Annotated in this window: 14 protein-coding genes; 9 read left to right on the forward strand and 5 right to left on the reverse strand. The window is 68.6% G+C overall.

Annotated elements, in window-relative coordinates:
- Positions 1-24: 24 nt before the first annotated feature.
- From treS to AC1DJH_RS28225, 4 genes are all read right to left on the reverse strand, one after another.
- A complete protein-coding gene (gene treS, locus AC1DJH_RS28210) occupies positions 25-3,369 on the reverse strand; it encodes a maltose alpha-D-glucosyltransferase (RefSeq protein WP_478187942.1) in 3,345 nt (1,114 codons plus the stop codon).
- Between the two features lie 12 nt (positions 3,370-3,381).
- Positions 3,382-5,433, reverse strand: a complete 2,052-nt coding sequence (locus AC1DJH_RS28215) for an alpha-1,4-glucan--maltose-1-phosphate maltosyltransferase (protein ID WP_478187943.1) — start codon at positions 5,431-5,433, stop codon at positions 3,382-3,384.
- Positions 5,430-7,346, reverse strand: a complete 1,917-nt coding sequence (gene glgB / locus AC1DJH_RS28220; RefSeq protein ID WP_478187944.1) for a 1,4-alpha-glucan branching protein GlgB — start codon at positions 7,344-7,346, stop codon at positions 5,430-5,432. Before glgB ends, AC1DJH_RS28215 begins: the two co-directional genes overlap by 4 nt.
- Before the next feature lie 167 nt (positions 7,347-7,513).
- Positions 7,514-7,780 carry a hypothetical protein gene (locus AC1DJH_RS28225; protein WP_472124794.1) on the reverse strand — a complete coding sequence of 89 codons (267 nt, stop codon included), beginning with the start codon at positions 7,778-7,780 and terminating at the stop codon, positions 7,514-7,516.
- A 199-nt stretch (positions 7,781-7,979) separates the two neighbouring features.
- Here AC1DJH_RS28225 and AC1DJH_RS28230 point away from each other — a divergent pair, with 199 nt between their 5' ends.
- The 6 genes from AC1DJH_RS28230 (at position 7,980) to AC1DJH_RS28255 (ending at position 16,947) form a co-directional block, all read left to right on the forward strand.
- A complete protein-coding gene (locus tag AC1DJH_RS28230) occupies positions 7,980-9,689 on the forward strand; it encodes an alpha/beta hydrolase family protein (protein WP_478187945.1) in 1,710 nt (569 codons plus the stop codon).
- Between the two features lie 166 nt (positions 9,690-9,855).
- Positions 9,856-10,578 (forward strand): 2Fe-2S iron-sulfur cluster-binding protein, encoded by a 723-nt coding sequence (locus tag AC1DJH_RS28235; RefSeq protein ID WP_478187946.1) that lies wholly within the window; start codon positions 9,856-9,858, stop codon positions 10,576-10,578.
- Positions 10,575-11,567 (forward strand): FAD binding domain-containing protein, encoded by a 993-nt coding sequence (locus AC1DJH_RS28240; protein ID WP_478187947.1) that lies wholly within the window; start codon positions 10,575-10,577, stop codon positions 11,565-11,567. Before AC1DJH_RS28235 ends, AC1DJH_RS28240 begins: the two co-directional genes overlap by 4 nt.
- Positions 11,568-11,578: 11 nt before the next feature.
- Complete coding sequence (locus tag AC1DJH_RS28245) at positions 11,579-13,816, forward strand: molybdopterin cofactor-binding domain-containing protein (RefSeq protein ID WP_478187948.1); 2,238 nt, start codon at positions 11,579-11,581, stop codon at positions 13,814-13,816.
- A 342-nt stretch (positions 13,817-14,158) separates the two neighbouring features.
- The gene (locus tag AC1DJH_RS28250) at positions 14,159-14,659 is read left to right on the forward strand and encodes a pyridoxamine 5'-phosphate oxidase family protein (RefSeq protein ID WP_472124808.1); all 501 of its coding nucleotides are present in this window, start codon (positions 14,159-14,161) and stop codon (positions 14,657-14,659) included.
- 17 nt (positions 14,660-14,676) lie between these two features.
- Positions 14,677-16,947, forward strand: a complete 2,271-nt coding sequence (locus AC1DJH_RS28255; protein WP_478187949.1) for a hypothetical protein — start codon at positions 14,677-14,679, stop codon at positions 16,945-16,947.
- A gap of 36 nt (positions 16,948-16,983) precedes the next feature.
- On the opposite strand, the gene AC1DJH_RS28260 is transcribed toward AC1DJH_RS28255, so the two are convergent.
- The gene (locus AC1DJH_RS28260; RefSeq protein WP_478187950.1) at positions 16,984-17,226 is read right to left on the reverse strand and encodes a hypothetical protein; all 243 of its coding nucleotides are present in this window, start codon (positions 17,224-17,226) and stop codon (positions 16,984-16,986) included.
- 257 nt (positions 17,227-17,483) lie between these two features.
- Between AC1DJH_RS28260 and AC1DJH_RS28265 the strand changes: the two genes are divergently transcribed.
- From AC1DJH_RS28265 to kdsA, 3 genes are all read left to right on the forward strand, one after another.
- Entirely contained in the window at positions 17,484-17,825 is a 342-nt protein-coding gene (locus tag AC1DJH_RS28265; protein ID WP_478187951.1) for a hypothetical protein, read from the forward strand.
- A gap of 97 nt (positions 17,826-17,922) precedes the next feature.
- Positions 17,923-18,384 (forward strand): hypothetical protein, encoded by a 462-nt coding sequence (locus AC1DJH_RS28270; RefSeq protein ID WP_435484198.1) that lies wholly within the window; start codon positions 17,923-17,925, stop codon positions 18,382-18,384.
- 66 nt (positions 18,385-18,450) lie between these two features.
- A complete protein-coding gene (gene kdsA, locus AC1DJH_RS28275; protein ID WP_478187952.1) occupies positions 18,451-19,296 on the forward strand; it encodes a 3-deoxy-8-phosphooctulonate synthase in 846 nt (281 codons plus the stop codon).
- The last annotated feature ends 46 nt before the right edge of the window (positions 19,297-19,342 follow it).

The raw sequence follows: 19,342 nt of genomic DNA on the forward strand, positions 1-19,342 counted from the left end.
TCCCGAATTTGATGGGGGGTGGTGTCAGGTGCGCGACGGGCGAATGAGAGAAAGCACGCCGTGCAGCGGCACCTGCACCCAGTCGGTGCGGTTGTTCAGCTCGTAGCGCAATTCGTAGAGGGCCTTCTCAAGCTCGAACAGGGAGAGCAGCTCGGCGTCGAGCGGCGCACCGTCGGGCGCGGCCATGGCCTCGGCATAGCCCTTCAGGAAGGCTTCGCGCGTGGCCTGCTCCCAGGCGATGGCGGGCGCGGCGAGCTTCTCGGCCTCTTCGGGGCTTTGCGCCACGCGCCGCAGGGCGGACCAGCGCGCGTAGTTGAACGAGCGCAGCATGCCCGCCACGTCGCGCAACGGCGAGCCCTTGGCGCGCCGCTCCTCGAAGCTGCGCGCGGGCTCGCCCTCGAAGTCGATGATGACGAAGTCGTTGTCCTTCACCAGCACCTGGCCCAGGTGATAGTCGCCGTGGTAGCGGCTCTTCAGTGCGGCACCGCCACCCCCTTCGCCGACGAAGCGGCGCTCGGCGATGTTGGCCTGCAGCGCATCGGCCGCCGCCAGCAAGGCGTTGGCGTCGGCCTGCGTGCCGGCTGGCAACCCGCCGATGCGCTCGCGCAGCAACGCAATCGTGGCGGTGGCGTCGGTGCCCGCATGCGTGCGGTAGCCCGCCACGTCCGTGGCCGCCAGCGGCTCGGGGTCGAAGGCAGGCGCGCCGGTGCGGGTGGCCAGCGCGCGGTGCAGCTCGCCGGTACGCCGGCCCAGGGTGGCCATCAGCGCCAGGAAGCCGCCGTGCACCGCCCCCACGTCGGACCCGTCGGGCGCGGCGCCGTCGGTGGTTGCCACGTCGCGCAGAAAGCGCTCCAGGTAGCCCAGCGTGTAGTCCCAGCCGTCGCCCTGGTTGGCCACGTAGCTCTGCACCATGGCCAGCGTCATGGTGCGCCCGTCCGTGGTGATGTATTCGAGCGCGCCCAGCACCGGCACGCAGTTGGGGTACGCCACCTCGGTCAGGAAGCGGCCCATCTCCAGCTCGGGGTTGATGCCCAGGCGCACGTGGCGGTAGCCCTTGAGGAACAGCGTTTCGTTCAGCGTCACGGCGGTGTTGCTGCTCACGCCGCTGGGCCGGCCGACAGCCAGCGCGTCGATGTCGATGTTCAGCTCGCCGAACGCGGCGGTGGGCTTGAACACGAACCTGCCGTTGCCCGTGGCCAGTTCGGCGCCCTGGCCGATGGCGCGCACCAGCTCGCGGCAGAAGGCCTCGTCGTAGAAGGCGTCGCCCATCAGCCCGACCTGCGCCTGTTGGCGCACCTTGGCGAGCGCGGCCTGCGCCACGCCGGCCATGCGCTCCTCGTCACGCTCTTCCCAAGCGAGCGCCAGCGGCATGAAGTAGGTCGCGCCGCCGGGCGGACCGTCGAGTGCCAGCAGCGGCAGCATCCAGCTCTGGCCGTTGGCCTCCCACACCGCATGGTCGGTCATGCGCGCGCGCTGGATGGGCACGCCCTTGGAGGCGTACCAGCGCTGGATCTCGATGTGGCGCGGCAGCGTGTCCAGCTCGAACTGGTTGCGCATGCGCTCGGCCATGCCGATGCGCCACGGCATCACGCGGTCGCGGAAGAAGCTGGTCCAGCCGTCGAACAGCACCAGCGTGGGCCAGTCCTGCAAGGCCACGCCCTGCTCGTGCCAGCTGGGCGCATCGGCCTCGGCCGTGAGCTTGAACCAGTAGAAGCCGTACGACGACAGCGTGAGCAGGTAAGGCAGCTCGCCGATGGGCGGAAACGCCGAGCGGCCCAGCATCTCGATGGGCACGTGCCCCTTGAATTCCGACAGGTCGAGTTCCACCGGCTGCGCCGCGCGCGACAGGTTGAACACAGCCAGGATCACGTCGCCGTCGTACTCGCTCAGGTACGCCAGGATCTTGCGGTTGCCCGGTTTCAGAAAGCGCCGCTTGCCGCGCCCGAAGGCGTGGCTGGTCTTGCGCACGGCCAGCATGCGCTTGGTCCAGTTCAGCAGCGAGCTGGCGTCGCGCGCCTGCGTTTCCACATTGAGCGCCTCGTAGCCGTACATCGGGTCCATGATGGGCTGCAGGTACAGGCGCTGCGGGTCGGCGCGCGAGAAGCCGGCGTTGCGGTCGGGGCTCCACTGCATGGGCGTGCGCACGCCGTTGCGGTCGCCCACGAACACGTTGTCGCCCATGCCGATCTCGTCGCCGTAATAGATGATGGGCGAGCCCGGCATCGACAGCAGCATGCCGTTCATGAGCTTCACCCGGTCGAGGTCGTTCTCCATCAGCGGCGCCAGGCGCCTGCGGATGCCCAGGTTGATGCGCGCGCGCGTGTCGGCCGCGTACATGGTGTACATGTAGTCGCGCTCCTTGCTGGTCACCATCTCGAGCGTGAGCTCGTCGTGGTTGCGCAGGAAAATCGCCCACTGGCAGCCCTCGGGAATGTCGGGCGTCTGCGCCATGATTTCCACGATAGGGTGGCGGTCTTCCTGCGCGATGGCCATGTACATGCGCGGCATCAGCGGAAAGTGATACGCCATGTGGCATTCGTCGCCGTCGCCGAAGTACTCGCGCACGTCCTCGGGCCACATGTTGGCCTCGGCCAGCAGGAAGCGGTTCTTGTACTCGGCGTCGATGGTCGCGCGCAGCTGCTTGATCACCGCGTGCGTCTCGGGCAGGTTCTCGTTGCTCGTGCCGTCGCGCTCCACCAGGTAGGGAATGGCGTCGAGCCGGAAGCCGTCCACGCCCATGTCGAGCCAGAAGCGCATCGTCTTCAGGATGGCTTCCATCACCGCCGGGTTGTCGAAGTTCAGGTCGGGCTGGTGGCTGAAGAAGCGGTGCCAGTAGTACTGCTTGGCCACCGGGTCCCAGGTCCAGTTCGAGGTCTCGGTGTCGGTGAAGATGATCCGCGTGCCCTGGTAGATCTGGTCGGTGTCGCTCCACACGTAGAAGTTGCGCTCGGGCGAGCCGGGCGGCGCCAGGCGCGCGGCCTTGAACCACGGGTGGTCGCTCGAGGTGTGGTTGATGACCAGCTCGGTAATGACGCGCAGGCCGCGCTTGTGCGCCTCGGCCATCATTTCGCGGAAGTCGGCCAGCGAGCCGTACTGCGGATGCACGTCTTCGTACTCGGCAATGTCGTAGCCGTCGTCGCGCAGCGGCGACGGATAGAACGGCATGAGCCAGATGGTGTTGACGCCCAGGTCCTTCACGTAGTCGAGCTTGGCGGTGACCCCCTGGAAGTCGCCCATGCCGTCGTTGTTGGAGTCGAAGAAGGCCTTGACGTTGAGCTGGTAGATCACCGCGTCGCGGTACCACAGCGGATCGTCGCTGGTGTCGATCTCCACGGTTTCAAGTGCGATGTGCGAGACAGGTGCATTCATGGGCAGTCGACCTCAAAGAAAGTAATCGAAGTCGCGCTCGTCGCCATGGCGACGACGGACCACGAAGATGTGCGCGGGTGCGCTGTGCGGATCGAGCCGCACGTAGTGCCAGTCGCCCTGCCAGATGAAGCGCTGCCCGCTGAGCAGGTCGTGCATCTGGAAGCCGCGCGACGGCGGGGTCACGCCCACGCTGCCGGGCTCCAGCCCCACCCAGCCCGACTGCGGCGTGTGCGGGTCGAGGTTGACCACGGTCACCACCACGTTGCTGCCGTCGGCCGAGGTCTTGGCGTAGGCCAGCAGCTGCGGGTTGTCCACATGCAGGAAGCGCAGCGTGCGGTCCCATTGCAGGGCGGGGTTCTCGCGGCGGATGCGGTTCACCCGCGCGATGAACGGCGCCAGGCTTTCGGGGTCGTCGTGGTTCCAGTGGCGCAGCTGGTACTTCTCGGAGTCGAGGTATTCCTCGCCGCCGTGGTCGCGCGGCAGGTGCTCGCGCAGCTCGTAGGCCGGCCCGTAGATGCCGTAGCTGGCCGACAGCGTGGCGGCCAGCACCAGCCGCGACATGTAGACCGAAGCCTCGCCGCCCTGCAGCTGCTCGTGCAGGATGTCGGGCGTGTTGGGCCACACGTTGGGGCGGAAGTAGTCGATGCCCGGCGCGGTCGACAGCTCGGTGAAGTACTCGACCAGCTCTTCCTTGGTGTTGCGCCAGGTGAAGTAGGTGTAGCTCTGCGAGAAGCCGCCCTTGGCCAGGCGGTGCATCACCTTCGGGCGCGTGAAGGCCTCGGCCAGAAAGATCACGTCGGGGTGCGTTAGCTTGATCTCGGCAATCACCCATTCCCAGAACGGAAAGGCCTTGGTGTGCGGGTTGTCCACGCGGAAGATGCGCACGCCCTCGCCCACCCAGTGCTCGAACACGCTCTTCAGCTCGGTCCACAGGCCGCGCCAATCCTCGCACTCGAAGTTGAAGGGATAGATGTCCTGGTACTTCTTGGGCGGGTTCTCCGCGTACTGCACGGTGCCGTCGGGGCGCCATCGGAACCAGTCGGGGTGTTCCTTCACGTACGGGTGGTCGGGGGCGCACTGGAAGGCGATGTCCAGCGCGATCTCCAGCCCGTGGTCGGCCGCGCGCGCGAGCAACTGGCGAAAGTCCTGCGGGGTGCCCAGCGCGGGCAGGATGTCCTTGTGCCCGCCTTCGGCCGCGCCGATGGCCCAGGGGCTGCCCACGTCCTGCGGCCCGCTCACCAGCTTGTTGTTGGGGCCCTTGCGCTGCACGCGGCCCACGGGGTGGATCGGCGGGAAATACAGCACGTCGAAACCCATTGCGGCGATGGCCGGCAGGCGCGCCTCCACGTCCTTGAAGGTGCCGTGCACGCCGGGCTCGGTACCGGCCGAACGCGGGAACAGTTCGTACCAGGTGCTGAAGCGCGCGCGCTCGCGGTCGGCCACCAGCGGCAGCTCGACGGGGTAACGCGCCTCGTGGCGACGGTCGGGATGGCGGCGCGCGGTGTCTGCCAGTTCGTCGTCGAGCGCCAGCGCCTTCAGAGACACGGCGTCGGCACCGGGCGTGGCGGCCACGGCGTCGAGTTCGGTGGCCCAGCGCTGCAGCGCCGTCTTGTCGGCACCATCGGCTCGCCCGGCGGCCGCTGCGATCTCGAGCGCGCCCACCTGCGAGGCGATGCGCACGTCGTCGGGGTCGACGCGGCGCGCCATTTCGCTGCGCCACGACTCGAACGGGTCGACCCAGGCGACGGCGGTGTACACGTAGCGGCCGAGCGCGGGCGGCGAGAAGGCGGCCTCCCACACGTCGTTGCCCAGCGGCTTCATGGGCACTTCGCGGAACGCGGCCTGGTCGACCGCGCGCCAGCACAGCTGCACGCGCAGCACGTCGTGCCCGTCGGTGAAGCAGTGCGCGCGCACGCGCACGCGCTCGCCGGCCACGCATTTCACGGGGAAGCGGCCGTTGTCCACGGCGGGCAGCACGGCGTCGATCACCGCGCGCACGTTGCCGTGCGCGTCCGCGATGTCGCTCGCCACGGGGGTCTGGCGGGTGGCAAAGATGTTCTTCATGGTGTGGTGCGTTGCTCCAGGATCAGCGTCGAAAGGGGCGGCAGGGTCAGGCTCACCGACTGCATGCGGCCATGCGAGCGCACAGGGGCGGCTTCCACGCCGCCGAGGTTTCCCCAGCCCGTGCCGCCGAACTCGGCCGCGTCGGTGTTGACGACTTCGCGCCAGAAACTGCCGCCCAGAACGCCGTCGATGCCGCCCGGCACGCCCAGCACGTAGTTGGTTCGCGGTACCGGCGTCATGTTGCAGACCACCAGCAGCGGCGGGCTGCCGTCGGCGGACTTGCGCAAGAAGGCAAACACGCTCTTCTCTTCATCGTCCGCGGTGATCCACTCGAAGCCGGCCGCGGAAAAGTCAAGCTGGTGCAGCGCGGGCGCCTCGCGGTACACGCGGTTGAGCTGCGCCACCAACCGTTGCAGGCCGCCGTGGCCGGACTGCTCGGTCACCCACCATTCGAGCTCGCCGTCGTGCGTCCATTCGCGGCGCTGGCCGAACTCGCCGCCCATGAACAGCAGCTTCTTGCCCGGGTGCGCCCACATGAAGCCGAACAGCGCGCGCAGATTGGCGAACTGCTGCCAGTTGTCGCCCGGCATCTTGTTGATGAGCGAACCCTTGCCGTGCACCACCTCGTCGTGCGAGAGCGGCAGCACGAAGTTCTCGTTGAAGGCATATACCAGCGAGAAGGTCAGCTTGTGGTGGTGGTACTTGCGATTGACCGGGTCTTCCTTCATGTAGTCGAGCGTGTCGTGCATCCACCCCATGTTCCATTTCTCGCCGAAGCCCAGGCCGTCCATGTCGGTGGGACGGGACACGCGCGGCCAGGCGGTCGACTCCTCGGCCACGGTGAGCGTGTCGGGGAACTCGCGGTACACGGCGCGGTTGAGCGTGCGCAGGAAGTCGATGGCTTCCAGGTTCTCGCGCCCGCCGTGGCGGTTGGGAATCCACTCGCCGTGCTTGCGCGCGTAGTCGAGGTAGAGCATCGAGGCCACCGCATCCACGCGCAGTCCGTCGAGGTGGTACAGGTCGAGCCAGAACGAGCCGGAAGACACCAGGAAGCTGCGCACCTCGGGACGGCCGTAGTTGAAGATGCTGGAGCTCCACTCCGGATGGAAGCCCTGGCGCGGGTCCGCATGCTCGTAGAGGTGCGTGCCGTCGAAGTAGCCCAGGCCGTGCTCGTCCGTCGGAAAGTGCGAGGGCACCCAGTCCAGCAGCACCCCGATGCCCTGCTGGTGCAGGTGATCGACCATGTACATGAAGTCCTGTGGCGAGCCGTAGCGCGCGGTGGGCGCGAAGTAGCCGGTAGTCTGGTAGCCCCACGAACCGTAGAACGGGTGCTCGGTCACGGGCATGAGTTCCACATGGGTGAAGCCCATCTTCTTCACGTAGGCGCCCAGTTCGTGCGCCAGCTCGCGGTAGCCGAGGAACTGCCCGTCATGCCGGCGCCACGAGCCCAGGTGCACCTCGTAGACCGACTGTGGCGCGTCCAGCGCGTTCTTCGCGCCGCGCGTGGCCATCCATTCGTCGTCGTTCCATTCGTACGAGAGTTCGCAGATGCGCGAGCCGGTGGCCGGCGGCAATTCGGCGCTGAAGGCCACGGGGTCGGCCTTGTCGACGGTGTAGCCAGCAAAGCGCGAACGAATGCGGTACTTGTAGGTCTGCCCGAGCGCGGCCTGGGGCACATGCCCCTGCCAGATGCCGGTGTTGTCGGGGCTGGGTGAGAGAGGGTCGGCTTCGCCGGACCAGTAGTTCCAGTCGCCGACCACCGACACCGATTCGGCGTTCGGCGCCCACACCGCGAAATTCACGCCGCCACCGGGCTGCGGGTGGGAACCCAGCAGGTCGTACAGGCGGGCGTGGGTTCCTTCGTGGAAAAGATAGGCGTCTCGCTCGCCCAGGAGTGAATGGTTCAGAGGCACCGGCGTTCCTTGATTGAGGGCCAGCGACACGCCTGTTCGAGGAACATTTGCGTTTTTCGTCTGGCGGAACCTCAATTTGCGGCGGTGCCGCATGGCGTGGCTACGGTCTGAACCTACTCGCCTTGTCGGAGAGTTGCCCGTATGCCGGCGTCTCGCCCGGCGCCCGCTCAGGCGTGCAGTGCGAAGTCGTCGAGGGTCAACGTGATGGGGCTGCGCGGCGCGGCCCGGTAGCGTGCAACGGCCGCGGGCTCGATCACCTGGAAGTGCTTGCGGCACACCTCCAGCAGCCGGTCGCCGACCTCGCGCGTTCCGAACCCGTCGTGCAGGGTGTGCTCCGAAATCTGCACGATGACGCGCGGGCCGCCCGGGCCTTCGGGGTACACGGCGAAGCGCACGCTCGCCGTGTCGAAGCAGTAGATGCCTTCGAAATTCATCTGTCTTGTCTCCTGTAATTCGGGGCAGATTGAGCGCGCTCCCACGGCCCTTGGAGAGTGGACATAGGCCCGTGCGCGTGCAGGAAGATTCCTACGCACCGCAAGGCGCGCGCTTGCACGCACAAGGCGTGTTGGCTTTGGTGGCGCGGCGCCAATGCGACGAAGATCGGGCCTCCAGATTTCCGGAGACCCTGTCTCGATGACCGAACTGAAAACGCGGCACGCGCTGCTCTCCCGCGGCGCCACGGCGTGCGGCCTTGCGGCGCTGCTTTTGCTCGGCGCCTGCACCTCCGCCACCACCGAAGCGCAGCGGCAAGCCAGCGCCAGCAAGCCCCCGCCCACCGACTGCACCGCATGGGTCGGCACCGACCGCAACGCCATGATGGGCGGCTACCTGCTGCCGCAAGGCACGGGCTCCGGCGGCAGCGGCATTGGCCCCAAGGTGTGCGTGCCCGTGCTCATGACGGCCAACCCCACGCCGGCCGACTACGCGGGCGGCGACTACCACGTCAGCGAGTTCACCGACGAAAAGCTCAAGGCCCGCTGGCGTGCCTGCAAGGAAGACGCGGCCTGCTTCAAGCGCATCGACGCGCAGATGCAGCGCTGGCTGCCGCCCAACAAGGAGCGCGCCACGCGCTCGACCGGCGTGGTCGACCCTTCGGGCAGGATCGACCCCGAAGGCCAGGTCGACCTGAAGGCCATCCGCCGCCCTGCCTTCTTCGCCAAGGCGCCCTACCGCGAAGGCATTGCCGAGGCCGATGCGCGAACCAGCATCGTCGAGTTCACGGTGCCGCGCGACGCCTTCGAGCGCATCGACCTGAAGATGACCGGCGACATCAAGCTGCGCGGCTGGTACATCGAAGGCGCGGGCGTGGACGCCGGCAAGGGCAAGAAGACGCGCGCACTGGTCATCATGGCGCCGGGCGGCGGCGGCCAGCTTACGGCCATCCAGCATCCGGACGAGGTGGCCTACCGCACCGACGAGAAGACAGGCAAGACCACGCCCGTGAGCTTTCCCAACGCGACCACCGAGACCATGGGCCAGCGCTGGTGGCGCGAGAACCTGTACGCGCTGAACCAGGCGGGCTACGACGTGCTGGCCTACGACCGGCGCGGCGAAGGGCTGTCGGGCGGCTTCAGCGACACCAACACGCTGGAGCAAGGCGAGGACGTGTTCCGCGCGCTCACCGCGCTGGACACCGGGCGCGGGCTGCGCATCCTCACGCCCCAGGGCCAGCTGCTCGAAGGCGACGCCACGCGCGGGCGGCTGCTCGCGGGCATGCCGGCCAGCGAGATCCCGCTGGTGCTGGGCGGCTACTCGCGCGGCTCCATGTCCACCGCGTGGGCCATGACGCGCAACTACGTGGCCCAGTGCAGCTTCGACCTGCCCGAGCCCAACTGCACGCCGCCCAAGGGCATGCGCAACATCCGCGGTGCCATCCTGCTGTCGTCGTTCGCCAGCGGCGCGGGCTACGTGGGCGACTCGCCCGACCTGGCCGACCGCAACCTGTTCCTGGGCGGCATGGCGGCCGACCACCACATCGTGTTCTATCCGAACTCGTCCACGCTGGCGGGCATGGACCGCTGGCCCGCCGCCTTCTTCGGCAAGGGCCTGTGGGACCGCGCCGAGACGCTGGAGGGCACCATGGCCGCCTACAACCGCATCCGCGGGCTGAAGGAGATCGTGGTGGCGCGCGGCCCGCATTCGATAGAGACCTGGCCCGAGTCAGACCGGGCCTACCTGCGCGAGCGCATGGTGGCGTATGCCAAGGCGGTGATCGTGGGCGGTCGAACCATTCCGGGCGCCAGGAAATGGAAGGACTTCAAGTCGCTGGTGGCGACCACACCCGATTCGTGGGAGCCCTCGTCGCGGCCCAGGCCCGAGGGGAACACCGGCAAGTCGCCATGAACGAACGATGAGCCTGCGCAGCCGCCCGTCGGTGGCTGCCTACACCACGACAGCGTGAATGCGCTGTCGCGGGACTTTCGGGGCTCCCTAGGATTTTCTTCAAGCGCAGCGCTTGTGCAGGCCGTTCTCCGGGCCGCGAGCCGCGCGCTCTCCCGGAGATCCCCCGATGAAGTTCGAAAACCATTCCCAAGGCGCGGACGACGCCCGCGCACGCGTCACGCGGCGCGCCGTGTTCCAGTCGGGCGCCGCGCTCGTCGGCGCCAACGCCACGATGCTCGCCGCCGCACAGGCCGCGCCTGTGGCCGCCCAGGCGGCCAACGCCGCGAGCCCCCAGGAACCCGCGCCGCAGCGCATGCAGGTGCAGTTGCAGATCAACGGCCAGCCGCATCGCCTGGAGGTCGACACCCGCACCACCCTGCTCGACGCGCTGCGCGAGAACCTGCGCATGACCGGCACCAAGAAGGGCTGCGACCACGGCCAGTGCGGCGCGTGCACGGTGCTGGTGGAAGGCCGGCGCACCAATTCGTGCCTGACGCTGGCGGTGATGCACGACGGCCAGTCGGTCACCACCATCGAAGGCATGGCGCAAGGCGATGCGCTGCACCCGCTGCAGCAGGCCTTTCTGGACCACGACGGCTTCCAGTGCGGCTACTGCACGCCGGGGCAGATCTGCTCGGCCGCGGGCATGCTGGCCGAGGCCCGTGCCGGCATGCCGAGCCATGTGACGCGCGAGCTCACCGGCCCTGCCGGCGAGCCGGCCAACGTGTCGCTCAGCGACGCCGAAATTCGCGAGCGCATGAGCGGCAATCTCTGTCGATGCAGCGCGTACCCCAACATCGTCGCGGCCATCCAGGTCGTGGCCAGGAACGCATCGGGAGCGCGCTCATGAAAGCCTTCAGCTACGAACGCGCCGCCACGCCCGAAGCGGCGGCCATCGCGGCCGCGCGCCCCGGCGCGCGGATGATCGCGGGCGGCACCAACCTGCTCGACCTGATGAAGCTGCAGGTCGAGACACCCGCGCACCTGGTGGACATCAACCGCCTGGGGCTGGACACCGTGGAGCCCACCGCAGAGGGCGGCCTGCGCATCGGCGCCATGGTTCGCAATGCCGAACTGGCGGCCGACGCGCGTGTGCGAAAGGACTACGCGGTGTTGAGCCGCGCGCTGCTGGCCGGCGCCTCGGGCCAGTTGCGCAACAAGGCCACCACCGGCGGCAACCTGCTGCAGCGCACGCGCTGCTACTACTTCTACGACACCGCACGCGCCTGCAACAAGCGCGAGCCGGGCACGGGCTGCTCCGCGCTGCAGGGCTACAACCGCATGCACGCCGTGGTCGGCGCCAGCGAGCAGTGCATTGCCACGCACCCGTCGGACATGGCCGTGGCCATGCGCGTGCTCGACGCCAAGGTGGAAACCGTGTTGCCCGGCGGCATGCGCCGGGTGATACCCATTGCCGACTTCCACCGCTTGCCGGGCGACACCCCGCAGATCGAGACCGACCTGCAGCCGGGCGAACTGATCACCGCCGTCACCCTGCCGCCGCCGGTGCCCGGCCACCACGTGTACCGCAAGGTGCGCGACCGGGCTTCCTATGCGTTCGCGCTGATCTCGGTGGCGGTGATCGTGGACGCCAGCGGCGGGCGCATCCGCTCCGCACGCATGGCCTTCGGCGGGCTGGCGCACAAGCCGTGGCGCGTGGAGGCGGCCGAGGCGCGGCTGGCCGACACCGTGCTGGACGACGCGGCGATCGATGCCGCCGCCGACACCGTGCTGGCCGGCGCCCGCGGGCGCGGGCACAACGACTTCAAGCTCCCGCTGGTGCGACGCACCCTGCAGGCCACCATCACCGAAGCCGCGCGTGCAGTGCGTGCCGCCTGAGGAACCCTCCCATGGAAATGAACGCACCCTCCGCCCGCAACCCGATCGACGAGAACCGCGGCGGGCTCATCGGCAAGCCCATCGCCCGCGTGGACGGCCGACTCAAGGTGACCGGCAAGGCGCCCTATGCCTACGAAGTGCAGGAGGCGCCGGGCGCACCCGCCTACGGCTTCATCGTGGAGGCCACCATCGCCAAGGGCCGCATCGCCGACATCGACGCCTCGGCCGCCGAAGCGGCGCCCGGGGTGCTGATGGTCATGACCCACCGCAACGCCCCGAAGCAAGGCGCCTGGGGCCCCGTGGACGCCAAGGACCGCTTCGCGCGCTCGTCGCCGCAGCTGGCGAGCGACCGCGTGCGCTACTACGGCGAGGCCGTGGCCTTCGTGGTGGCCGAGAGCTTCGAGGTGGCGCGCGCCGCCGCGAAGCTGGTGCGCGTTCGCTACGCCGTGGAGCCCGGCGAGTTCGACATGGCGGCCGCGCAGGGCAAGGCCGAGACACCGAAGGACGACGAGCAGCAAAAGGCCGACAGCCGCATCGGCGACTTCGAGCCGGCCTTTGCCGGCGCGCCGGTGCAGGTCGACGCGACCTACACCACGCCCACGCACATCCACGCGCAGATGGAGCCGCACGCCACCGTCGCCTGGTGGACCGGCGACAAGCTGACGGTGCACTGCGCGGCGCAGTTGCTGGAGAGCGCGCAGAACGCGGTGGCCAACACGCTGCAGATACCGCCATCGAAGGTGCGCATCGTGAGCCGATACATCGGCGGCGGCTTCGGCGGCAAGCTGCCGATCTACGGCGACGTGATGCTCTCGGCCATGGCCGCGCGGCAGCTCAAGCGCCCGGTGAAGACCGCACTCACACGCCAGCAGATGTTTCACTTCACCACGCACCGCAGCCAGACCGTGCAGCGCGTGCGCCTGGGTGCCACGCCGGACGGCAAGCTCACCGCCATCGGGCACGACTCGCTGTCGCACAGCGCGCGGTTCGACAACTTCTATGAAACGGCCAGCACGCAGACGCGCACGCTCTACGCCGCGCCGAACCGGCTCACCACGCACCGCGTGGTGAAGCTCGACCTGCCGATTTCAGACTCCACCCGCGCACCGGGCGAGGCGGTCGGCATGCTGGCGCTGGAGCAGGCCATGGACGAGCTGGCCGAAAAGCTCAGGCTCGACCCCATCGAGCTGCGCCGGCGCAACGAGCCCGCCATGGACCCGGAGAAGAACATTCCCTTTTCGACCCGCCAGCTGCTGCGCTGCATGGACGAGGGCGCCGAGCGCTTCGGCTGGAACCGGCGCAATGCGGCGCCGGGCGCGGTGCGAGACGGCCGATGGCAGATCGGCCTGGGCTTTGCGGCGGCCATTCGCAGCAACCTGCTGATGGACGCCAGGTGCGCGGTGTCGCTCGACCGCCAGGGCGTGCTCACGGCGCGCATGTCCATGACCGACATCGGCACCGGCAGCTACACCGTGTTCACGCAGATCGCAGCGGAAATGCTGGGGTTGCCGGTGGACAAGGTGCGCATCGAACTGGGCGACAGCGACTTCCCCGAAACGCCCGGCTCGGGCGGATCGTGGGGCGCGGCCAGCGCGGGCTCCGCCTTGTTCGACGCCTGCACCCAGCTGCGGGAGCAGATTGCGCGGCGCATGAACGCCAAGGCGGCCGACGTGGTGTTTGCCGACGGCCACGCCACGGCCGCAGGCCGCAGCGAAACGCTGGGCGCGCTGGCGGGCACCCTCGGCCTGCGCGCCGAGGGCCAGATCAAGAAGGGCGACATGGCAAGCAAGTTCTCCCAGCAGGCCTATGGCGCGCACTTTGCCGAAGTGGCGGTCGACATGGACACCGGCGAGATTCGCCTGCGCCGCATGCTGGGTGTCTTCGCGGCGGGCCGCATCCTGAACATGAAGACCGCGACCAGCCAGGCGACGGGCGCCATGATCTGGGGCGTGGGCTCCGCGCTGTTCGAGGACGCCGTGGTCGACACACGCTCCGGCAGTTTCGTGAACCACGACCTGGCCGAATACCACCTGCCCTCGCATGCGGACATTCCCGCCGTGGAGGCGGTGTTCCTCGACGAGGTGGACGACAAGACCAACCCGCTGAAGATCAAGGGCGTGGGCGAACTGGGCATCTGCGGCGCGGGCGCGGCGGTGGCGAATGCGGTCTACAACGCGACCGGCGTGCGCATTCGCGACTACCCGCTGACGCTGGACAAGGTGCTGGGGCTGCAGGCGCCGCAGGGCTGAAGCCGTGAGGCCCCGAGGCCTCTTTCGACAAGGCAAAAAAGAACCCAGCGCCAAGCTGGGTTCAAGCCTCTTCGCTGCCAAGCGTCGAGGCCCTCGCAAAAGGAAGAAAGAAGCAGCTGCGAGCAACGGATGTCCGTCGCTTCCCAACGTAGCGAGCGCACCACGCCACGCTTCGAAGGGAATGCCGCCTGTGGCGGACGGACAAGACCTACGGCGCCGCTGGTGCGCCACATGTCGGCGCCGGACGACACGCCTGTGGGCTGTGTGTCCTCAAGCCCGTCGCAACGACGGCCTTACGGTGAAGCCTTCAGTTCGAAACCTCAACACTCTGGAGCACCCGACATGACGACCACCACCAACGACCAAAGCAAGCTCTGGGACCTGATCAAGGACACCCGCTTCGGCATGCTGACCCACCGCCACGACGACGGCCAGCTTCACAGCCACCCGCTGACCACGCAGAACAAGAACGGCGACGAGGCTGGCACGCTCTACTTCTTCGTGCCGAAGGACGGCGACATTGCGCGCCATGTGGCCACCGATCCGGTCGTGAACATCGCCTATGCCAACACCGACGACGACAGCTACGTGTCGGTGTCGGGCCATGCCGCGCTGCTCGAAGACCAGGCCAAGAAGGAAGCGCTCTTCACCAAGATGGCGCAGGCCTGGTTCCCCAACGGCCCGACCGACCCCAACCTGGGCCTGCTGGCCGTGACCGTGCGCGGCGCTGAATACTGGGACGTGGACGACAGCAAGATGGTGCAGCTCTACAAGATGGCCAAGGCAGCCATCACCGGCGAGCCCCCCAAGAACCTCGGCGAGCACAAGAAGGTCGTGGTCTGACATAAGGGCCACGGACGATGACGCAAGCGACGACCCTGCAGAACCACAAGGCCGCCGACACCCGAACCCTCGCCCCCATTCCGGCAACCCCCCACCGGTGGCAGTTCATCCGCGCAGGCGGCACCGACCAGGTGGTGTTCCGCACGGGCGAGGACATTGCGCGCGTCGGCGAGCTCGACCAGAAACTGTGGGTCGCGCTGGCCTGCCCCACGCGGGGCATCGACTTCGACGCGCGCACGCTCGACCTGATCGACACCGACAAGGATGGGCGCGTGCGCCCGCCCGAAGTCGTTGCCGCCTGCCAGTGGGTGTGTGCCCGGTTGCGCGATCCCGACGTGCTGCTGCAAGGCAGCGACGTGCTCACGCTGGACGCACTCGACGACAGCAACCCCGACGGCGCGCGCCTGCGGGACGAGGCCCGCCGCCTGCTGGAGATCCAGGGCAAGCCCGACGCGGCCACGCTTACGCTGGCCGATATTTCAGACCGCGGCGAGCTGCTGGGGGCCATGCGCTTCAACGGCGACGGCATCGTCACGCCCGACACGGCCCATGACGACGCGGTGCGCGCATCGGTCGAAGAGATCATGCGCACCCACGGCAGCGTGCCCGACCGCCACAAGGCGACGCCGGGCATCGACCGTGCGCGGGCGGAAAACTTCTTTGCCGAAGTGCAGGTGGCGCGCGACTGGCATGCGCAGGCCGACGCCGGCAACGCCACGCTGATGCCGCTGGGCGACCCCACCCTGGCCGCAGCCGACGCGGCCAACAAGCTGCAGGCCAAGCTCGACGACTTCTTTGCGCGCTGCCGCGTCGCGGCCTTCGACGTGCAGGCCGTGACCGCCCTCAACCCCTCCCCCAAGGCTTACGACGAACTGGGCGCGCACGCGCTCGACCTGCAGGCCGAGCCCATCGCCGAGCTGCCGCTGGCGCCCGTCACGCCGCGCTGTGTGCTGACGCTGCATGGCACCAGCCTGAACCCCGCCTGGGCCGAGGCCGTCGCCACCTTCGCCGAGCGCGCCGTCGCGCCGCTGCTGGGTGCGCGCGACGAACTGGCCGAGGCCGACTGGCTGGCCATCAAGCACAAGCTCGCACCGCTGCAGGCGTTGATGGCCAAGCGCCCCGACAACTGGGCTGCCTCGCTGCCGCTGGACAAGCTGGAGGCGCTGCTGCAAACCCGCGAGCCCTTGCTCGCGCTCATCAAGGAAGACGAAGGGGCCGAAGCGCACAACGCGCTGCTGGTCGACCTGGAAAAGCTCATTCGCCTGCAGCGCGACCTGGTGGTGCTGCTGAACAACTTCGTGTCGTTCAAGGCTTTCTACAGCCGCGAAGGCGCGATCTTCCAGGCCGGCACGCTGTACCTCGACGGGCGCAGCTGCGAGCTGACCGTGCAGGTGGAAAACACCGCCAAGCATGCGGTGCTGGCAGGCCTGGCCAAGACCTGCCTGGCCTACTGCGACTGCACGCGCCAGGGCGCGAAGATGAGCATCGTCGCGGCGTTCACGGCGGGCGACATCGACTTTCTGTTCGTCGGGCGCAACGGCGTGTTCTACGACCGCCAGGGGCGCGACTGGGACGCCACCATCACCAAGCTGATCGAGAACCCGACCAGCGTGGCGCAGGCCTTCTTCGCGCCGTACAAGAAGTTCGTGCGGGTGATCGAAGAGCAGGTGGCCAAGCGCGCCGCCGCGCAGGAAGCCGTGGGCCAGGGGAGCCTGACCAGCCTGGCGACCCGGCTCACGACCGCCGACCAGACCGCCGCGGCCGACGCCGCCAAAGCGCAGTCCGCCGGGGCGCGCGCCGCCGCCCGGGTGGACGTGGGCACGGTGGCCGCCATCGGCGTGGCGCTGGGCAGCATCAGCGCGGTGCTGGTGGCCATCTTCGGCAAGTTCGTCGACCTGGGGCAATGGATACCGGTGGCATTGCTGGGCATCGTGCTGGCCATCTCGGGCCCGAGCATGCTCATTGCCTGGCTCAAGCTGCGCCAGCGCAGCCTGGGGCCGATCCTGGACGCGAGCGGCTGGGCCATCAACGGGCGCATGAAGGTCAATGTGCGGCTGGGCGGCATGCTCTCGCAAACCGCGCACGTGCCGCCGGGCGCAAGGCGCATTGCACGCGACCCGTACCGCGACCGCCACGCGGCCACCGGGTTCGCAGCGGCGGCGGTGCTGGTGCTCGCGGTGGTCGTGCTGGCCTGGCGCATGGACTGGCTCGACGACCGGCTGCCTGCGGCCTTGCAGCACGGCACGTCGGCCGCGGCCACGGGGCTGGCTGGCGCGCGCGTCGGCTGACGGGTCGGGACGTCAGGGCTTCGCGGCTTCAGCGCGTCAGGGCTGCGGGCCGTGCAGCCCGCGCCGCCGCAGGAGTTCGGCCCGTCCGAGCGGGGTGATCTTTTTCACGACGGCCGGCAACTGCACGCCGCCGGGTTCGCCCCCCGCGGAAGGCGGCGGCACCGCGGCGTCCACCAGCCCTGCAGCGAGCAGCACCGCCACGCAGCGGATGTCGCTCTCGTCGTCGACGATCAGCGGCAGGCCCAGTTGTTCAATCTTGTGAAGGTAATCGAGCGGCATACGACCCTTGTTTGGTGCTCCAACAGTTTCCCGTGCACACGTTACGCCCTTGCATCGGCCTGACACGTGCGTTGCCGCACAGACCGCGCCGCTCAGGAACATTAGATTCAGCTGAGCGAGTCGGCATCTCTTCCGACAGCGCCCGCGCCGGAAGGGCACTACATTTTTTCGGCGCTCCCCGGCGCCGGGCCTGTCGAAGGCCTGGGCGCAGGAAAGCGCGCCACTCCTTCATCACGCACACCTTGCACATTCCGCGCATGAACACCTTCCGCTCGGCTTCGCTCCTGAGGCCTTCCGCTCCCCGCTCGCGCCGCGCGCGCGCCGAGCCAAAGACAAAGACCACGGCCTCGCTCGATGCCGTCGCGCACTCGGAGCAGCACCACGGCCGGTGGGAAATTCACTACCGGCTGGAGCCGGCCCGCGAGAAGTTCGCCGGCACCGCGCAGATCCACTGCGACGGCCTGCCGCATTGCGAACTGTCGATCTTCGAGCCGCAGTCGAACGCGCTGGCCTCCATCGACCTGCTGCGCGAACAGTGCCTGGCATGGATCGCACACCGCGGCGACGCGGCTGCTGCACGGACGCTTCCGGCCAACTGAACGCTGCGCGCGCGCCCTGCGGGCCTCGGGCGGCGTTGCGGGCGCACTTCTGAACGCACCGATTTCGCGTTGTGGCGCGATCCGTGGAGAATGCGCGATGACTCTCCCATCCCCCGCTTCCCTTACCCCGGACCATCTTGCCGTGCTGCGCGCGGTGGCCCGCATGGACCTGTCGCTCGGCATCGCCATCGGCCAGAGCCTGGGCAGACCGGTTTCCGACGACCTGGCGGCACTGCGCGCACAGGGCTACGTCCGGGAAGTTTCCAGCCCCCGGCACGACGGAACGCCGAGCCACCTGCACACGATCACCCCCCAGGGGCGCGAGGCGCTGCAGGCGCACGGCGAGCAAGGCGTGACGACCCCGCAGCCCACCGTGGGCCCCCGGCCTCCGCTGCGCCGCGAAACGTACACGGGCAGCGAAATGCTGCCTTTCACCGGGCGCGCGGGGTCGATGGACGCACTGAAGTACCCGAGCCGGGTAGGCAACCAGCTGCGTTACCGGGACGACGGGGCCGAGCCAGTGGTCAAGGACGCCACGCCGCCGCCGCGCAAGAAGTAGCCCGGGGCGCCCGCGTCGGGCTGTCGAAGCGGACGGACAATAGAGGCAAACAGCCTGGAGAAAACCTTGTCTACCGTCACCATCAGCCCCCAAGTCACCGTCAGCAACAGCGCCCCGTTCGTTCTCTTCGGCGGCGTCAACGTGCTGGAGTCCCGCGACCTGGCCCTGCGCAGCGCCGAAGAATACGTGCGCGTCACGCGCAAGCTGGGCATTCCCTACGTGTTCAAGGGCAGCTTCGACAAGGCCAACCGCTCGTCGATCCACTCGTACCGCGGCCCCGGGCTGGACGAGGGCCTGAAGATCCTCCAGGCCGTGAAGGACACCTTCGGCGTGCCGGTGCTCACCGACGTGCACGAAATCGCGCAGGCGGCGCCGGTGGCCGAGGTGGTCGACGTGCTGCAGCTGCCCGCCTTCCTGGCGCGGCAAACCGACCTGGTGGTGGCGCTGGCCGGGACGGGCCGGGCCATCAACATCAAGAAGCCCCAGTTCCTGAGCCCCTCGCAGATGCTCAACATCGTGGAGAAGTTCAAGGAAGCGGGCAACGACAAGCTCATTCTTTGCGACCGCGGCACCTGCTTCGGCTACGACAACCTGGTGGTGGACATGCTGGGCTTCGGCGTGATGAAGAAGATCACGCAGGACCTGCCGGTGATCTTCGACGTGACCCATGCGCTGCAGCAGCGCGAAGCCGGCGCTGCGGCGTCGGGCGGGCGCCGCGAGCAGGTGGCCGACCTGGCGCGCGCCGGCATGGCGGTGGGCCTGGCCGGCCTGTTCCTGGAGGCACACCCCGACCCCGCGCAAGCCAAGTGCGACGGCCCGAGCGCCCTGCCGCTGGACAAGCTGGAGCCCTTTCTCACGCAGCTGAAGGCGCTGGACGACCTGGTCAAGTCGTTCCCGGCCCTGAAGATCTAGCACGGCGATTCAAAAAAGAATGGCTTCGTACTAAAGATATCGCTGG

It is taken from the genome of Variovorax sp. 10N412 (assembly GCF_056394985.1).

Bases quoted from the DNA above. Each gene is read 5' to 3' on its own strand.
- treS (WP_478187942.1), bottom strand. From the start codon at position 3,369: ATGAATGCACCTGTCTCGCACATCGCACTTGAAACCGTGGAGATCGAC.
- AC1DJH_RS28215 (WP_478187943.1), bottom strand. From the start codon at position 5,433: ATGAAGAACATCTTTGCCACCCGCCAGACCCCCGTGGCGAGCGACATC.
- AC1DJH_RS28225 (WP_472124794.1), bottom strand. From the start codon at position 7,780: ATGAATTTCGAAGGCATCTACTGCTTCGACACGGCGAGCGTGCGCTTC.
- AC1DJH_RS28230 (WP_478187945.1), top strand. From the start codon at position 7,980: ATGACCGAACTGAAAACGCGGCACGCGCTGCTCTCCCGCGGCGCCACG.
- AC1DJH_RS28235 (WP_478187946.1), top strand. From the start codon at position 9,856: ATGAAGTTCGAAAACCATTCCCAAGGCGCGGACGACGCCCGCGCACGC.
- AC1DJH_RS28240 (WP_478187947.1), top strand. From the start codon at position 10,575: ATGAAAGCCTTCAGCTACGAACGCGCCGCCACGCCCGAAGCGGCGGCC.
- AC1DJH_RS28245 (WP_478187948.1), top strand. From the start codon at position 11,579: ATGGAAATGAACGCACCCTCCGCCCGCAACCCGATCGACGAGAACCGC.
- AC1DJH_RS28250 (WP_472124808.1), top strand. From the start codon at position 14,159: ATGACGACCACCACCAACGACCAAAGCAAGCTCTGGGACCTGATCAAG.
- AC1DJH_RS28255 (WP_478187949.1), top strand. From the start codon at position 14,677: ATGACGCAAGCGACGACCCTGCAGAACCACAAGGCCGCCGACACCCGA.
- AC1DJH_RS28260 (WP_478187950.1), bottom strand. From the start codon at position 17,226: ATGCCGCTCGATTACCTTCACAAGATTGAACAACTGGGCCTGCCGCTG.
- AC1DJH_RS28265 (WP_478187951.1), top strand. From the start codon at position 17,484: ATGAACACCTTCCGCTCGGCTTCGCTCCTGAGGCCTTCCGCTCCCCGC.
- AC1DJH_RS28270 (WP_435484198.1), top strand. From the start codon at position 17,923: ATGACTCTCCCATCCCCCGCTTCCCTTACCCCGGACCATCTTGCCGTG.